The 13,874-nt window shown below is 72.6% G+C and carries 16 protein-coding genes and 2 pseudogenes; 12 read left to right on the top strand and 6 right to left on the bottom strand.

Annotated elements, in window-relative coordinates:
* Positions 1 to 48 precede the first annotated feature (48 nt).
* A complete protein-coding gene (locus ACMA1D_RS08045) occupies positions 49 to 243 on the bottom strand; it encodes a hypothetical protein (protein ID WP_414723161.1) in 195 nt (64 codons plus the stop codon).
* Between the two features lie 144 nt (positions 244 to 387).
* On the opposite strand from ACMA1D_RS08045, the gene ACMA1D_RS08040 reads away from it, so the two are divergent.
* From ACMA1D_RS08040 to ACMA1D_RS08000, 9 genes are all read left to right on the top strand, one after another.
* Positions 388 to 1,203, top strand: coding sequence for a helix-turn-helix domain-containing protein (locus ACMA1D_RS08040; protein ID WP_414723160.1), 816 nt, complete (start codon positions 388 to 390; stop codon positions 1,201 to 1,203).
* On the top strand, positions 1,196 to 1,408 hold the full coding sequence (locus ACMA1D_RS08035; RefSeq protein WP_414723159.1) for a DUF397 domain-containing protein: 213 nt from the start codon (positions 1,196 to 1,198) through the stop codon (positions 1,406 to 1,408). Before ACMA1D_RS08040 ends, ACMA1D_RS08035 begins: the two co-directional genes overlap by 8 nt.
* Before the next feature lie 186 nt (positions 1,409 to 1,594).
* On the top strand, positions 1,595 to 1,807 hold the full coding sequence (locus ACMA1D_RS08030; RefSeq protein ID WP_414723158.1) for a DUF397 domain-containing protein: 213 nt from the start codon (positions 1,595 to 1,597) through the stop codon (positions 1,805 to 1,807).
* A 281-nt stretch (positions 1,808 to 2,088) separates the two neighbouring features.
* Positions 2,089 to 2,352 (top strand): hypothetical protein, encoded by a 264-nt coding sequence (locus ACMA1D_RS08025; RefSeq protein WP_414723157.1) that lies wholly within the window; start codon positions 2,089 to 2,091, stop codon positions 2,350 to 2,352.
* Positions 2,333 to 2,851 carry a DUF6879 family protein gene (locus tag ACMA1D_RS08020; RefSeq protein ID WP_414723156.1) on the top strand — a complete coding sequence of 173 codons (519 nt, stop codon included), beginning with the start codon at positions 2,333 to 2,335 and terminating at the stop codon, positions 2,849 to 2,851. The genes ACMA1D_RS08025 and ACMA1D_RS08020 overlap by 20 nt, the downstream gene beginning before the upstream one ends.
* A gap of 6 nt (positions 2,852 to 2,857) precedes the next feature.
* Complete coding sequence (locus ACMA1D_RS08015) at positions 2,858 to 3,706, top strand: helix-turn-helix domain-containing protein (RefSeq protein WP_414723155.1); 849 nt, start codon at positions 2,858 to 2,860, stop codon at positions 3,704 to 3,706.
* Positions 3,707 to 3,941: 235 nt separating this feature from the next.
* Positions 3,942 to 4,175, top strand: a complete 234-nt coding sequence (locus tag ACMA1D_RS08010; protein ID WP_414723154.1) for a hypothetical protein — start codon at positions 3,942 to 3,944, stop codon at positions 4,173 to 4,175.
* A 411-nt stretch (positions 4,176 to 4,586) separates the two neighbouring features.
* Entirely contained in the window at positions 4,587 to 5,048 is a 462-nt protein-coding gene (locus tag ACMA1D_RS08005; RefSeq protein ID WP_414723153.1) for a GNAT family N-acetyltransferase, read from the top strand.
* A 116-nt stretch (positions 5,049 to 5,164) separates the two neighbouring features.
* On the top strand, positions 5,165 to 5,698 hold the full coding sequence (locus tag ACMA1D_RS08000; RefSeq protein WP_414723152.1) for a DUF6879 family protein: 534 nt from the start codon (positions 5,165 to 5,167) through the stop codon (positions 5,696 to 5,698).
* A 67-nt stretch (positions 5,699 to 5,765) separates the two neighbouring features.
* On the opposite strand, the gene ACMA1D_RS07995 is transcribed toward ACMA1D_RS08000, so the two are convergent.
* From ACMA1D_RS07995 to ACMA1D_RS07985, 3 genes and pseudogenes are all read right to left on the bottom strand, one after another.
* Positions 5,766 to 7,466: a bifunctional ADP-dependent NAD(P)H-hydrate dehydratase/NAD(P)H-hydrate epimerase gene (locus tag ACMA1D_RS07995; RefSeq protein ID WP_414723151.1), complete on the bottom strand. Its 1,701-nt coding sequence runs from the start codon at positions 7,464 to 7,466 to the stop codon at positions 5,766 to 5,768.
* A gap of 334 nt (positions 7,467 to 7,800) precedes the next feature.
* A pseudogene (locus ACMA1D_RS07990) lies at positions 7,801 to 8,166 on the bottom strand (holo-ACP synthase); the annotation flags it as partial.
* Positions 8,167 to 8,372: 206 nt separating this feature from the next.
* A pseudogene (locus ACMA1D_RS07985) lies at positions 8,373 to 9,122 on the bottom strand (glutamine--fructose-6-phosphate aminotransferase); the annotation flags it as partial.
* 246 nt (positions 9,123 to 9,368) lie between these two features.
* On the opposite strand from ACMA1D_RS07985, the gene coaA reads away from it, so the two are divergent.
* Positions 9,369 to 10,382, top strand: a complete 1,014-nt coding sequence (gene coaA, locus ACMA1D_RS07980; protein WP_414723206.1) for a type I pantothenate kinase — start codon at positions 9,369 to 9,371, stop codon at positions 10,380 to 10,382.
* A 49-nt stretch (positions 10,383 to 10,431) separates the two neighbouring features.
* Positions 10,432 to 11,442, top strand: coding sequence for a DUF389 domain-containing protein (locus tag ACMA1D_RS07975; RefSeq protein ID WP_414723150.1), 1,011 nt, complete (start codon positions 10,432 to 10,434; stop codon positions 11,440 to 11,442).
* Between the two features lie 105 nt (positions 11,443 to 11,547).
* On the opposite strand, the gene ACMA1D_RS07970 is transcribed toward ACMA1D_RS07975, so the two are convergent.
* Positions 11,548 to 12,204 (bottom strand): maleylpyruvate isomerase N-terminal domain-containing protein, encoded by a 657-nt coding sequence (locus ACMA1D_RS07970; RefSeq protein WP_414723149.1) that lies wholly within the window; start codon positions 12,202 to 12,204, stop codon positions 11,548 to 11,550.
* 345 nt (positions 12,205 to 12,549) lie between these two features.
* On the bottom strand, positions 12,550 to 13,008 hold the full coding sequence (locus ACMA1D_RS07965; protein WP_414723148.1) for a GNAT family N-acetyltransferase: 459 nt from the start codon (positions 13,006 to 13,008) through the stop codon (positions 12,550 to 12,552).
* Positions 13,009 to 13,199: 191 nt separating this feature from the next.
* Here ACMA1D_RS07965 and ACMA1D_RS07960 point away from each other — a divergent pair, with 191 nt between their 5' ends.
* Positions 13,200 to 13,547, top strand: a complete 348-nt coding sequence (locus tag ACMA1D_RS07960; protein ID WP_414723147.1) for a hypothetical protein — start codon at positions 13,200 to 13,202, stop codon at positions 13,545 to 13,547.
* Positions 13,548 to 13,874: the final 327 nt, after the last annotated feature.

The following is a 13,874-nucleotide window of genomic DNA, read 5'->3' as shown; positions in this document are numbered from 1 at the left end:
ACCGCTGACACCGCCAGGCCCGCCCCCGCCGCCAGGCCCCACCCGGGATCACGCGGCACCTCCGCTCCGCGCGCGGTGCTGCGGGCAGCGGCAGGCGGGCCAGACCGTGGAGGTCAGCGAGGCGAGGTCGGCGCGGAGCGCTTCGGCCGATTCGACACTGACGACGGTGACCGCTCCCCGGCCACGGGAATTCCTTTCGCCGGGGCGCTTGCGGTAGACGCGGATCGTCATTCTGTGCTGCATTACCGACACCCTTGTCGTACGGGCGATCACCGTGTGTGATCGATCTCTCCTAGCGTCGGCCCGTGACCCTTTGCCCGACAGGGGGTTGGACTCTCCAACGGCCGCTGTAGAGAAAGGGGTTCAGCAGTGAGACCACCCAGCAGCGTGAACGACGAGGGCCTTTCGCCTCAGGAGTTCTACGGGAAGGAGCTCGCTCGACGCCGGGAGGCGAAGGGATTCACACAGGAATCGTTCGGGGAACGGCTGTTCGTATCCGCGAAGTTGGTTTCCCACTGGGAGTCGGGGCGTCGCCGCCCACGCGAAACGGACGCCATGCGCATCGATGAAGTACTGGAGACCGACGGCTTCTTCTTCCGGATGCGTCGAGATCTGGTCGAGTCACGCTTCGCGGATCACTTCAAGGCTGCGGCGGAGTTGGAGGGGTTGGCCCGCACCCTCAGCTTCCACGGCTCGACGCTGATCCCGGGCTTCCTTCAGACGAAGGAGTACGCACAGGCAGTGTTTCTTGCTTGCCAGGTCAACCCCGATGCTGCGGACATCGAAGAACGCGTCGAAGAACGGATAAGGCGCGCCGACATCATCAATGAGCCAGACGGGCCCGTTGTTTGGGCCCTCCTCGATGAGGCTGCGATCAGGCGTTGCGTGGGCGGAGCGGCCGTGATGGCGACGCAACTCCGGCACATCGCCGCACTTGGTCGGCGTGGTCGCGTGCGAATTCACATCCTCCCCTTCAGCCGAGGTGCGCATGCACTCCTGGAAGGCATGCTCGTCCTCATGTCCTTCGACGACGCGCCCTCGGTCGCGTATGTGGAAGGGCTGATGACAGGCCGATTGCTGGATGATCCAGCCATGGTGGAGGCATGTGCGTCGCACTATGCTCTGGCTCTGGGCGACGCTCTGTCGGCAGAGGAGTCCCTGGACCTACTGGAGCAAGTTGCAGAGGAGTTCGACCATGGCTGACAACCATGCGCTGCACGCCGTGAGCTGGCGAAAGTCCAGCTACAGCGGCGGAAGCGGTGGCGAGTGCGTTGAGGTCGGTTTCGGTATGCCGAGCGCCGTCCCGGTCCGCGACAGCAAGGACCCAAAGGGCCCGGCCCTCAGCTTCGACACTGCGGCATGGACCACGTTCGTGGCGGGCGTGAAGGCCGGCGACCTCACCGCGTAACCGTACGAAGCGGAGCCCCCGACCGCCGGCAAACCGCCGGGCGGACGGGGGCTCTTCGCGTGCCGACGGGCGGGGCCCCCTCCGCTCCCCCTGCCACCGTGCGCCTGTTTGCTCGCCCACGAACGCGAGCAGCCCTCGGAAGGAAGTCCCCGGAACCACCCGAGCGAGCGACGGAGGAGTTCAACGATGACCGACAACAGGGCACACAATACGGCGAGTTGGCGCAAGTCGAGCTACAGCGGCGGAAGCAACGGCGACTGCATCGAAGTCGGCTTCGACATCCCGAGCGCCGTCCCGGTCCGCGACAGCAAGAACCCGACCGGCCCGGCCCTCACCTTCGAGCCGACCGCCTGGACCACGTTCATAGCGGGCGTGAAGGCCGACGACTTCACGGCGTAACGCGTACACCGCCCACCCCGTACGACACGGCCCCCGACCGCGGGAGACTCCCCACGGTCGGGGGCTTCTCTGCTGCTCGCGCACCGGGCCCACGACTGGGTTCGCATCACCCAACAGAGCTCACGCAGCGGGTAATTCACAAGATCTGGATCCACCCATCCGCCTGACTCTTGGGCGCGGGCAGCACAGCTCCAGGTTGGCCTTTTCGCACCATTGACGGCCACCGTCGTATACGCAATAGTCGCGCAATCGGTGCAATCGACATCGTCACAGGAGCGAACATGAGGCTACGTTTCCTGGGAATCATCCCGAACACGCCCATAGATGACTCCCCCACTCTCTGGCTGGACGAGGACACGGGCGATCTGCTGATCCAGACCTATCGCGCCACCCCCGATGAGGTGGCGGCGTGCCAGGGGATCGGCTCCGTCCCAGGGCATTCGACGAACGTTCCGGATCACGAGACGATCGTTCGGCTTCCGGCCGTCATGCTGAAGTTCATCCCACGCTCGGAAGGGCCCGACAGTGACACACCCCGTTCGTGAGGGGCTAGCACAGGCAAGGCACTCGGCCGTGCACCTGGAGATGCGCGACGGCTACACCCCGAACGATCCCGAGTTCGCCCGCTGGCAGGCTGGCCACCGCTATGACGGTGACCAGCAGCGACTACCCGAATGGTGGTGGGGCTGGCACGACACCATGGTCGCAACGTCAGCTCGGGGAGTCGTCGTCCGCCGGGCGCGCATCGTCTCCGAGCCAATCACGGACTACATCCGGTACGAATACGATCTGACCTTCGCCAACCTCGCAGCCGGCGAACAGGTCCGCTGGCTTCCTCGGCGCAAGGCAGCCGACATCGCACTTCCAGGCACCGACCTCTGGATGTTCGACGGGGCGAAGGTGCTCTTCACCTACTTCTCCGGAGCCGGGGAAGCCGTGGACCGGGAGTGGCGCACGGAGGAGTCGGTCGTCAAACTGGTCGACACCGCTTTCGAGGCCGTATGGCAGCGAGCCACGCCGCACGAGGAATACAAGCCGACCTGACGGATCATGCCCACAGCACGCTCTTCCAGCATCCAACAGGCCAAGAAGACCCTGGCCGACCGTCTCCGTGAACTGCGCACCGACGCCGGACTTGACGGAAAGACCCTTGCTCAGCGGTGCGGCTGGCACCCGTCCAAGGTGTCACGGATCTCGACGGCCAGAACGGCGCCAAGCGAGGAGGACATCCGCGCTTGGTGCCGTGCGTGTGAGCGGGAAGACCTCACGGCGGACCTGATCGCCTCGCTCCTTGCCGTGGAGGGCATGTGGGTGGAGTGGCATCGCGTGGAACGCGGAGGGCTACGTCGGCCACAGGAGGCGGTGCTACCCCTCTTCGAGCGCACCAGTCGATTCCGTTCGTACTCCTCGTGGCTGGTCCCCGGCCTCCTCCAGACGCACGAATACACGGCTGACGTCTTGCGTGCCGTGCAGCGGAGGCGGGTGCCCGTCGATGACGTCGCCGACGCCGTCGCGGTACGGATCGAGCGTCAGCGCGTGCTGTACGAGGGGCATCGCCGCTTCGCCTTCCTGCTGGAAGAAGCCGTGCTGCGCAATAGCCTCGGCGACGTCGACACACAGGTGGCACAACTGGAGCACCTGACGCAGGTAGCCGCCCTCCCCAACGTCAGCATGGGAGTGGTCCCCACCCGACTCGGTCGACCCCGCATGCCGGTGGAGAGCTTTTGGGTTTTTGACTCCACGCAGGTCAACGTGGAATTGGTGACGGGGCACCTCACCATCACCCAGCCCAGCGAAGTCTCCACGTACGCCAACACTTTCGCCACGTTCGCCGACATGGCGGCCTACGGGGCGAAGGCTCGCGCCCTGATCTCGCGAGCTCGCGACTCGTTCACGTAACGCGCGCTGCGCGCCGCTCACGGCCCGCCGCCCCACCCTCTAAGCGGTTCGCCTGCAATCACCCGCAATTGGCTAGGTATCGATGCGTTGACGCTCGTAGCGTCGTCTTCACCTCGGCACGGCCCCGGCCCAACTCGGCGCCGCCGCAGGCATCCCCGGGCGCCACCGCCCGCGGATCACCGACCGCGCAGGCAGGCACACCGCCGCGCGGCTTCCCCGCACAGGAGGTCGGCACATGGACACCCCACTCCTCGATACGTACGACACCCGCACACCGGACAGCGAAGGCTGGCGCGGCATCCCCTTCCGCCACCCGGCACTCAACGTTCCGGCCGACACCACGTACACCGCACCCACCACGCAGCCCCCGCACGCCACCGCGGCAGCCGACGGCGGCAAGCACGACGGCGGCCCGATGCCCCCGGAGGCACCCCGCGACCCCGCACCCGGCGGCGGGGACGACGACTAACCCGGGCGACCCGAGGCCACGGCGTACCCGTACGAAGCGGAACCCTCACCCGCCGGCGTCAGGCACGGCGGGCGGGGGCTTCGTCGGTCGGGGCCGGGGCAGGGCCCGGCGGGTGTGTTCAGCCCGTTTGGCCTGTTCAGCGGCGTGAGCGGGGGCGCTGCGATACTTCGGGCGATGGCTGCGGCCGTGGGCACGGCCGGGCACGGCCCCAGGGTTCGGGGCCGTGCGGACAACGGAGACAGTGGGGCGGGGATGGCGGCGACGGTGGGGAACGGTGCCGGGGTTGGGGCTGGGTTGGAGCCTCCGGCCGTGGGGGCGGGTGCGGCTGCGCCGGGTGGCGGCTCGGGCGTGGTGGGGCAGGCGCCGGCCGGGGGCGGCGGGTCACGGGCTGGGCAGGCGCGAGCCGGACAGGTGTCGGGCGGGGGCGCCGTTCGTTGGGAGTTGCGGGCCGCCGTACCGGCGGACGTCGAGGTCATCGCGGAGTTGCGGGCCACCGTGATGCGGCCGGACCTGGAACGCCTCGGCCGCTACGACGAGCACCGGGTGCGGCAGCGGCTGCGGGACGGGTTCTCACCGCAGCACACGTCGGTGATCGTGGTCGACGGCGCGTTCGCCGGCTGCGTCACGGTCCGGCCCGCCGACGACGACCGGCAGTGGCTCGAACACTTCTACCTCGCTCCGCACCACCAGGGTCGCGGCCTCGGCTCCGCCGTCCTGCGCACGCTGCTGGAGCGCACGGACGCCCGGGCCGTACCCGTCGCCCTCAACGTCTTGCAGGGCAGCGCCGCCCGACGGTTGTACGAGCGCCACGGGTTCGTGGTGGAGGCGGAGGACCCGATCGATGTGTTCATGGTGCGGGGGGTGGGTGCGTAGGGGCGGGGGTGTCGAGGGCGGGGTGCGGGGCCAGCCGGTGGGCGCCTCGAACCGCACGGCCTTCACTGTCTGCTGTCTGGCGGGGCAGGATGCTCGTGGAGCAGTGAGAGGAGCCCATGGTGTCGCAGACCGACCTGGCCTTCGTTGACCTGATCGCCGGTGCCCGCCACTCGGCCGTGCATCTGGAGATGCGCGACTCGTACGGCATCGGAGAAGAGGCAGCCGAATTCGAGCAGTGGCGCGCGGGCTGGCGCCCCCAGCCCGAACCAGCCACCTGGTGGGGCGACTTCCACACCTGGGTACGCGACGCGGTGCAACGCGGAGTCGTCGTACGCCGCGCGCGCATCGTCTCCGAGCCCGTGAGCGACTACATCCGGTACGAACACGCGTGCACGTACCAGAACGTGACCGCCGGCGAATCCGTCCGATGGCTGCCACGGCGCCAGGCATCCGACCTCACGCTGCCAGGCAACGACTTCTGGCTCTTCGACCAACGGATCGTCATGTGGAACCACTTCACGGGCGACGGCGGATCAGCGGGCCCCGAGATCGACCACCGGCCACACGTCGCGAAGCTCTGCGCCACAGCCTTCGACGCCATGTGGGAACGAGCCACGCCCCACGAGGAGTACCAGGTCCCGTCACCCTGACCGGGGTCGTGGCCCCACCCACCCGCAAGCCCGACCCCCTCCCGACCCACCCACCAAGCAACCCCCCTCACCCATAAACCCCCCGCCACGCCTCCCCCAACCCCTCCGCGACCTCGAAGGCCGTGATCGGGGCGCCCGGGTGGCCGGGGGTCGTTGCTGCGTGGCGGGCCGCCAGGCCGTGGAGGTAGGCGCCCACCGCGGCTGCCGTGGGGGCCGGCAGGCCCGTGGCGAGGAGGGCGCCGGTCAGGCCCGAGAGCACGTCGCCACTGCCGGCCGTGGCGAGCCAGCCGGTGCCGGTCGGGTTGACGCGCACGGGGTACGGGCCGGGGGCCACATCATCGGGAGCCACCCCGTCGGGAGCCGCGCCACCGGGAGCCGCACCATCGGGAGCCGCACCATCGGCCGCAGCCCCCCGTACCGCGTCCGGTGTCGCGATCAGCGTCGTCGAGCCCTTGAGGAGCACCGTCGCGCCCGTCCGCGCGGCCAGCGCCCGTACCGACGCCAGGCGGGCGGACTCCACCTCCGCGCGGGGGCGGCCGAGCAGGGCCGCCGCCTCGCCGGCGTGCGGGGTGAGCAGGGTGGGGGCCGTGCGTCCGCGCACGCCGTCGGGGGGCAGCAGGCGGAGCGCGTCCGCGTCGACCAGTACCGGTACGTCGCTGGCCAGCACCTGTGCCAGCGCCTGCCGGGCCCGTGCGTCGTCGCCGAGGCCGGGGCCTACCACCCACGCCTGTACGCGGCCCGCCTTGTCGGGCGGGCCCGCGGAGACCAGGGTTTCGGGGAAGCGGGCGATCACGGCGTCGGCCGCAGGGCCCACGTACCGCACCGCGCCCGCGCCGCCGCGCAGCGCCCCGGCGACCGCGAGCACCGCGGCGCCGGGGTAGCGGGCCGAGCCCGCGACGACGCCCACCACGCCGCGCCGGTACTTGTCGCTCTCGGCCGACGGCCGCGGCAGCACCGCCGCCACGTCCGCGTGGTGCAGCGCCTCCACGTCGGGCACCGGCGGCAGCCACGGGCCGAGGCCGATGTCCACCAGGTGCAGGGCGCCGGTGTGTTCGGCTGCCGGGTCGATGAGCAGGCCCGGCTTGTACGTGCCGAAGGTGACCGTCAGCGTGGCGCGCACCGCCTCGCCGCGCACCTCCCCGGTGTCCGCGTCCACACCGCTGGGCAGGTCCACTGCGACCACCGGGGCCCCGGCCGCGGCGACGGCCGCCACCAGTTCGGCGGCGTCCGGCCGCAGGCCGCCCCGGCCGCCGATGCCCACGATCCCGTCGAGTACGAGATCGGCCCGGGCGATGGCGCGCAGGGCCGGGTGGGGAGCGGGGTCCGGCGTGGAGCTCGGGGTGGGGGGCGCTGCGGATTCGCCGTCGCGCTGCGCGTGCTCCGCGTGCGCCGCCGGGGCCGCGACCGACCGGCCGCCCGCGGCGCGCAGCGCGCTGAGGCCGCCGGCGTGGGCGCGGTCCGGGGCGAGGAGCACGGCCGTGACGGCGGCGCCGCGGCGGGCCAGCCTGGCGCCCGCGTACAGGGCGTCGCCGCCGTTGTCGCCGCTGCCGATCAGGAGGACGATGCGGGCGCCCGACACCCGGCCGGGGCGCCGGGGCGCGCTGCCCGCACGGCCGGGGCCCGGGCCTGGGCCCGCGCCGCCGAGCAGTCGCGCGCAGGCCGCGGCCAGGCCGGTCGCCGCCCGCTGCATGAGCGTTCCGTCCGGCAGCCGAGCCATCAACTCCCGCTCGGCGGCCCGTACTGTCTCCACGCCGTACGCAGTTCTCATGCGCCCAGTCTGCCGCGCGGGCCGCGGGAGCGCGGGCCTCACGGGTGCCGCGAGCCTCACGGGTGCGCGGCTCCGTACGCCAGGTCCCGCGTGCGTGCGGTCGTGGGTCCTGGCCCGCCCGTCCGTGTCTCCGTACGCATCACGCACCCGCGTACGCGCCTGCGCCCGCCCGGGGCAGGCTCAGGCACCGGGCTCAGGCACCGGGCTCAGGCACCGGGCTCAGGCACCGGGCTCAGGCACCGGACTCAGGCTGTGGGTCGTGGTCCGGCTCCGGCTCCGCCGGCCAAGCGTGGTCCTCGTACGGGGGTGTCGCCTCGTCCGTCGTCGGGATCTCGCCCTCGGCGATCACCACGGCGGACGCCACGCCCGCGTCGTGGCTGAGGGAGACGTGCCAGGAGCGGACGCCGAGCTCGGCCGCGCGGGCGGCGACCGTGCCGCGCACCCGCAGCCGGGGCTGGCCGCTGGGCAGGGTCCAGATCTCGGCGTCCGTCCAGCGCAGACCGGTCGGCGCGCCGAGCGCCTTCGCGATCGCCTCCTTCGCCGCGAACCTGGCCGCCAGCGAGGCGACGCCCCGGCGTTCGCCGCTGGGCAGCCACAACTCCCGCTCCACGAAGACCCGTTCGGCCAGCGCGGGGGTGCGCTCCAGGGCCGCGCCGAACCGGTCGATCGCGGCGACGTCGATCCCCACCCCGATGATCATGCACTGACCCCTTCCGTACCGCTTCCGTACCGCGGCTGCACCGACAGGGCCCGACCGCGCCGGGCCGGGACCATTGTTCCCCCTGTTCCCCTTGTGGCAGCAGGGGGCTCAGCCGGCTTCCGTACGGGGACGGTCTGGCCTGGGCGGGGGCGGCCCGGCCCCGCCCAGCTCAAGCACGCCACACGCGCGCCCCGTCAGCCGCCCGTGCCGCCCGTCGCCGCCGGCGCCGCGTCCCCGTCGACGCGGTACGCACGGGCCGGCGCCGGTACGCCGTCGAAGCCGGTGACCACGATGCCCTCCCTGCGCACCTCCACCACCTGGTCGGGGCCGAGGGCGACGGCCTCGTCGGTGTGGTCGGTGAACGCGGCGGGCTCGGATGCGAGGAAGTGCTCGCCGGTGCCGACGCCGACCACGAGCGGTGCGCCGTGGCAGCCGCCGACCAGTACGTCGGGCTCGTCGGCCACCACCGCGACCAGCGCGAACGCGCCGGTGAGCCGCCCGCAGACCTGCCGCATCGCCTCGGCCAGGTCGCCGGTGGAGGAGAACGCCTCGGCGAGCAGGTGCGCGACCAGCTCGGTGTCGGTCTCGGACGCGAGGCGGTGGCCGCACGCGGCGAGTTCGGCACGGAGCGGGCCGGCGTTCTCGACGGTGCCGTTGTGCACGACCGCGACCCGGCCCGCGTCGTCCAGGTGCGGGTGGGCGTTGGCGTCGGTCGGCGCGCCGTGGGTGGCCCGGCGGGTGTGGCCGACGGCGGTGGTGCCGGTGGGCAGCGGCCGGGCGGCCAGCTCCCGGTCCAGGTCGGCGAGGTCGCCGGCCTTCTTCGCGGCGGCGAGCCCGCCGTCGGCGAGCACCGCGACCCCCGCCGAGTCATAGTCGCGGTGCGCGAGGCGCCGCAGTCCGGCCGTTACGACGTCGAGGGCGGACTGCCCTCCCACATAGCCAACGATTGCGCACATGCAGGCAGGGTACGCGCGGGCGCACGCCCCGCCGGCTCAGCCGACCAGGCCCGCCGCACGCCCGACCTGCCGCGCTGGCCAGGGCCGGCGGCCACGCCGGCCGGCCACCGCCCGCGACGCCCGGCGGAACGGACGGCTCCGCCACCGGAACGGCCGAGTCCGCCCCCGGCGCGCGCCGTGCGCCACGCCCGGCGTGACCGAACGCACGCCCCGCACCGCATCAGGAGAACCCACAATGAATCAGTGATCAGGTCTTCGGTGAGTGACCAGCGGCCAGGGAGCGGCCCGCAGAGCGGCCCCCGGCGGGCCGATTCGAGCCCGTACGTCGACCTCTCGCGGGCCGAGTGGAGCGGGCTGCGCGAGAAGACGCCGCTGCCGCTGACGGCCGACGAGGTGGAGCGGCTGCGCGGGCTCGGCGACGTCATCGACCTCGACGAGGTGCGCGACGTCTACCTGCCGCTCTCCCGGCTCCTCAACCTCTACGTCGGCGCCACCAGCAATCTGCGCGGCGCGCTCAACACCTTCCTGGGCGACGCGGGCGCCGGCCAGGCCGCGCAGCGCGGCACCCCGTTCGTCATAGGGGTGGCCGGCAGCGTCGCGGTGGGCAAGTCCACCACCGCCCGGCTGCTGCAAGCCCTGCTCGCCCGCTGGCCCGAGCACCCGCGCGTGGAGCTGATCACCACCGACGGCTTCCTGCTGCCCAACGCGGAACTGCACCGGCGCGGCCTGATGTCCCGCAAGGGCTTCCCCGAGTCGTACGACCGCAGGGCGCTGACCCGCTTCGTGGCCGACGTGAAGGCGGGCAAGGAGGAGGTGACGGCGCCGGTCTACTCGCACCTGGTGTACGACATCGTCCCCGACCAGCGGCTGACCGTACGCCGCCCGGACATCCTCATCGTCGAGGGCCTGAACGTGCTGCAACCCGCACTGCCCGGCAAGGACGGCAGGACGCGGGTGGCGCTCGCCGACTACTTCGACTTCAGCGTGTACGTGGACGCCAGGACCGAGGACATCGAGCGCTGGTACCTGGGCCGGTTCCGGCAGCTCAGGGAGACCGCGTTCCAGAACCCGTCCTCGTACTTCCGCAAGTACACGCAGGTGTCCGAGGCCGAGGCGCTGGAGTACGCGCGCATGATCTGGCGTACGGTCAACCGGCCCAACCTGCAACAGAACGTCGCCCCCACCCGCGGCCGGGCCACCCTGGTGCTCCGCAAGGGGCCTGACCACAAGGTGCAGCGGCTGCGGCTGCGGAAGCTGTGAGCGCGGGCACAGACACCGGCACCGACCACGCCGAGCTGAGGAGCCCGCCGTGCTGCACCTGCGGCTGATCGTCCCCGCGCACCGCACGTCCGAGGTGATCGCGTTCATCGAGCACAGCGTGGGCACCGCCCACCTGGCCGTACTGGCCGGCGCCGGCCGCAACCCGGCCGGCGACCTCGTGCTGTGCGACGTGGCGCGGGAGGCCGCCGACGACGTGCTGCGCGGGCTGCGCGAACTCGGCATCGACGAGTCCGGCGCGATCACCGTCGAGAACATCGATCTGACGCTCTCCCGGCGGGCCGACAAGGCGGAGGCCGAGGCGCCGGGCGAGAGCTCGGACGCGGTGGTGTGGGAGGAACTCGTCGAGGCCACCCACGAGGAATCCACCCTCTCGGTGACCTTCCTGGCGTTCCTGACCGTCGCCACCATGCTGGCCGCCTGCGGCGTGGTGCTCGACAACGCGATCCTGATCGTCGGGGCGATGGCGGTCGGGCCCGAGTTCGGACCGCTGGCCGGGCTGTGCACGGCGCTGGTGCGGCGGGCGCCGGGCCTCGCGCTGCGGTCGCTGACCGCGCTGCTGGTCGGCTTCGCCGCGGCGATGGCGTTGACGGTGCTGTTCAGCCTGGCGATGGACGCGGTGGACCTCTTCCACCGCGCGGACGTGGAGGCGGAGCGGCCGAACACCAACTTCATCTACCGGCCCGACTGGTTCTCCTTCGTGGTGGCCTTCCTCGCCGGCATCGCCGGCACCCTCTCACTGACCTCGGCCAAGTCCGGCGCACTGGTCGGCGTGGCGATCTCGGTGACCACCGTGCCGGCCGCCGCCAACGCGGCCGTCGCCCTCGGCTACGGCGACGTGGTCCAGGCCCGCGGCTCCACGGAACAGCTCCTGCTCAACCTCGGCGGCATCGTCGTCGCCGGCACGCTGACCCTGCTGACGCAGCGCTGGTACTGGTCCCGGCACGTCAGGACCCGCCCGGCCGGACGGTTCGGCGGTGGGCACGGGGGCGGGCACGGCCGGGGCGGCCGGGGGCCCGGCGGCAGTTCGGCGGCCACCTGAGGGACCACTGAGGTGTCCGCCCGGAGCAGCCGCCTGAGGGAGCCGTCTGAGGGACCGGCCGCCCGGGCCACTGCCCGGGCGGCGGGGCGTGCGGCGGGGCGGGCGTCAGCCCAGGAAGAGCGGCAACTTCGCGGCCAAGTCGCCCAGTTCGGCCCGCTCCGCTTCGGTGGGGGCGCGCCGGCCGGTGGCGATCAGCAGGGCGTCCGTGTCGGAGAACGCGGCGGGCAGCTCGGCTCCGGCGATCTCCTCCAGCATCTGGCGGGTGCGCGCCAGGCCCTCCGCGGGCGGCTCGGCCACGTGCGGCAGGTGGGCGCGCAGGTCGAGGTGGTGCAGCGTCCACTCAAGGACGTACATCGTCAGGTACTCGTGCACGGTCAGCACCTCGTCGCGGGTGCTCACCCGGGCGTCCGGGTCGGCGAGCACGGCGGCGCGCCCCGCGGCCGAACCCAGGTCGTCCAGGTGGAACTTCAGCAGGTGCGGCTCCTCGTACGCGGCGGCGAGCCGGACGGTCAGCGCGTCCAGCGGGTCGTCACCGGTCGGCGCTTCGGCACCCACGGTCCAGTAGGTCAGTGCGGTGATGGTCGGTTCGGCGTCGGCGGGCGTGGCCAGCGTGATCAGGACGTCCTGTGCGTCGATGACCAGGTGACACACGAGGTCCTGCACGAGCCAGCCGGTACAGCCGGACGGCTGCGTGAAGTCCTGGTCGGCGAGGTCGGCGACGGCCGTGCGCAACGCCGCCCATGAGTGCGAGAAGAGATCCACACGCGGCAAGCTATGCGGCCCGATGAACCCGGAACAACCGCATTACCGTCCCCAAGTCGCCCGTACGGACGGGGAGTAGGGGGTTGAAGGGGTAGGGGGGAGTAGGGGGTCGAATGGTCGAGCGGGAGGTGGGGCGGGCGCCGGGGCCGGCGGGCGCCGTGGGGTGCGCCGGGCCCGACGCTGGCGCGGCCCCGCCGGAACGGCGTCCCACCTGCGTACGGCCCCGCCGAGCCCGGGTACGTCGCCGCCCCGTACGCCCCGGCCCGGATGCGGCCCGGCCCCGCCCGGATGCGGCCCCGCCGGTCCGGAGCCCGGCCCGGTACGGGGCGGCCAACCCCCTACCCCCTACAGCGCGATCAGGCCCGCCTCGGTGGTCCTGAACCCGCAGGCGTCGAAGTAGAACGCCCGCAGATGGGCCTCGAAGTCCACGTGCAGCCACTCGCACCCGGCGGCCCTGGCCCCGACCACCGCGGCCTCGACCAGCCCGCGCCCGATGCCCGTGCGCCGCCAGCCCTCCCCCACCACCGTGTCCAGCACGAAGGCGTGCACCCCGCCGTCCCACGCCACGTTGACGAAGCCGACGAGTTCGTCCCCCACCCGGGCACACACCCAGCCGAGGCTGTGCCGGTGGAGTTGGCCGTGCCAGTCGATGTCCAGCACCGGATGGTCGAACCCCTGCGCGTGCAGCGCGTTGACTTCGGGGTTGGTGAAGGGGCCGCGCCAGACGTAGGCGGGCCCGTCGGCCCGCCCGTGCGCGGGGCGGCCGTCCTGCTCGGGTTCGGACGCGTGTGCGTGGTCGCTCATGAGCGCGAGGGTAGGCGGGCGCCCGACCGGACACGACGGGAGGGCCGGACTGCGGGGCGGGGACGACGGGGCGCACGGCAAGCGCGTACGGCGGCCCCGTACGGTGCCGGTCCCTGCGGCGGCCCCACGCCGAGGTCCACCCGCCGGACGCATACGTCGCGCACATGCGGCGGCGCACATACTGGGACACCATGAACGCCCCCGCACTGCGCGCCCGGGTCGAGTCCGGTGCCGAACACGAGGACCCGTCCGACGAACGGGTACGAGAACTGCTCACCGCACTCGCCGGTTTCGCGGAAGAGTTCCTGGTCATCACCCGTACCGCGGACCCGGAAGGACAGACCTACCTCCAGGTCGCGCACTCCGAGGCACCGCCCTGGAACTTCGTCGTCGAGTACCGCGACGGCGGCCCCGACCGCCACTTCCAAGCCTTCACCGACCAGGTCGACGTACTGCACCGCACGGTCACCGGCTGGATGTCCCAGCGCCCCGGCTGGCGCGACCTACTGGAGTGGCAGCCGCTCGAACTCCGGCCCTGACCCACGCGACACGACCGCCGTACGGGCCCAGGTCCAGGTGACGTGGCCGCCGTACGAGGCGGAGCCCACACGACGCGACCGCCGTACGGGCCCAGCCCCAGGCGGCGTAAGCGCGGCACGAGGCGGAACCCAGGCGACCCGGCCACCCAGGGGGCTCGGCTCCACGCCACGTAACGGCCGCACGGGGCCGGGCCCGCGGGGCGCAACCGCCGTAGGGGACCGGTCGACACGGCGCAACCGCCGTACTGGGCAGAGCCCACGCGGCGCACCCGTCGCAGAGCGCGGGCCACCGCCGAGCGCAGGCCGGCGGTCGGGGGGGGGGGGGGG

This window comes from Streptomyces sp. 796.1 (assembly GCF_047525675.1).
Lineage (GTDB): Bacteria > Actinomycetota > Actinomycetes > Streptomycetales > Streptomycetaceae > Streptomyces.
The sequence above is the reverse complement of the archived record's forward strand: the minus strand, read 5'-3'. Positions and strand labels throughout refer to the sequence as shown.

Coding starts and splice junctions, on each gene's coding strand:
- ACMA1D_RS08025 (WP_414723157.1), top strand. CDS start 2,089: ATGAGGCTACGTTTCCTGGGAATCATCCCGAACACGCCCATAGATGAC.
- ACMA1D_RS08015 (WP_414723155.1), top strand. CDS start 2,858: ATGCCCACAGCACGCTCTTCCAGCATCCAACAGGCCAAGAAGACCCTG.
- ACMA1D_RS07960 (WP_414723147.1), top strand. CDS start 13,200: ATGAACGCCCCCGCACTGCGCGCCCGGGTCGAGTCCGGTGCCGAACAC.
- ACMA1D_RS08045 (WP_414723161.1), bottom strand. CDS start 243: ATGCAGCACAGAATGACGATCCGCGTCTACCGCAAGCGCCCCGGCGAA.
- ACMA1D_RS08000 (WP_414723152.1), top strand. CDS start 5,165: ATGGTGTCGCAGACCGACCTGGCCTTCGTTGACCTGATCGCCGGTGCC.
- ACMA1D_RS08035 (WP_414723159.1), top strand. CDS start 1,196: ATGGCTGACAACCATGCGCTGCACGCCGTGAGCTGGCGAAAGTCCAGC.
- ACMA1D_RS07995 (WP_414723151.1), bottom strand. CDS start 7,466: ATGAGAACTGCGTACGGCGTGGAGACAGTACGGGCCGCCGAGCGGGAG.
- ACMA1D_RS08010 (WP_414723154.1), top strand. CDS start 3,942: ATGGACACCCCACTCCTCGATACGTACGACACCCGCACACCGGACAGC.
- ACMA1D_RS08030 (WP_414723158.1), top strand. CDS start 1,595: ATGACCGACAACAGGGCACACAATACGGCGAGTTGGCGCAAGTCGAGC.
- ACMA1D_RS07965 (WP_414723148.1), bottom strand. CDS start 13,008: ATGAGCGACCACGCACACGCGTCCGAACCCGAGCAGGACGGCCGCCCC.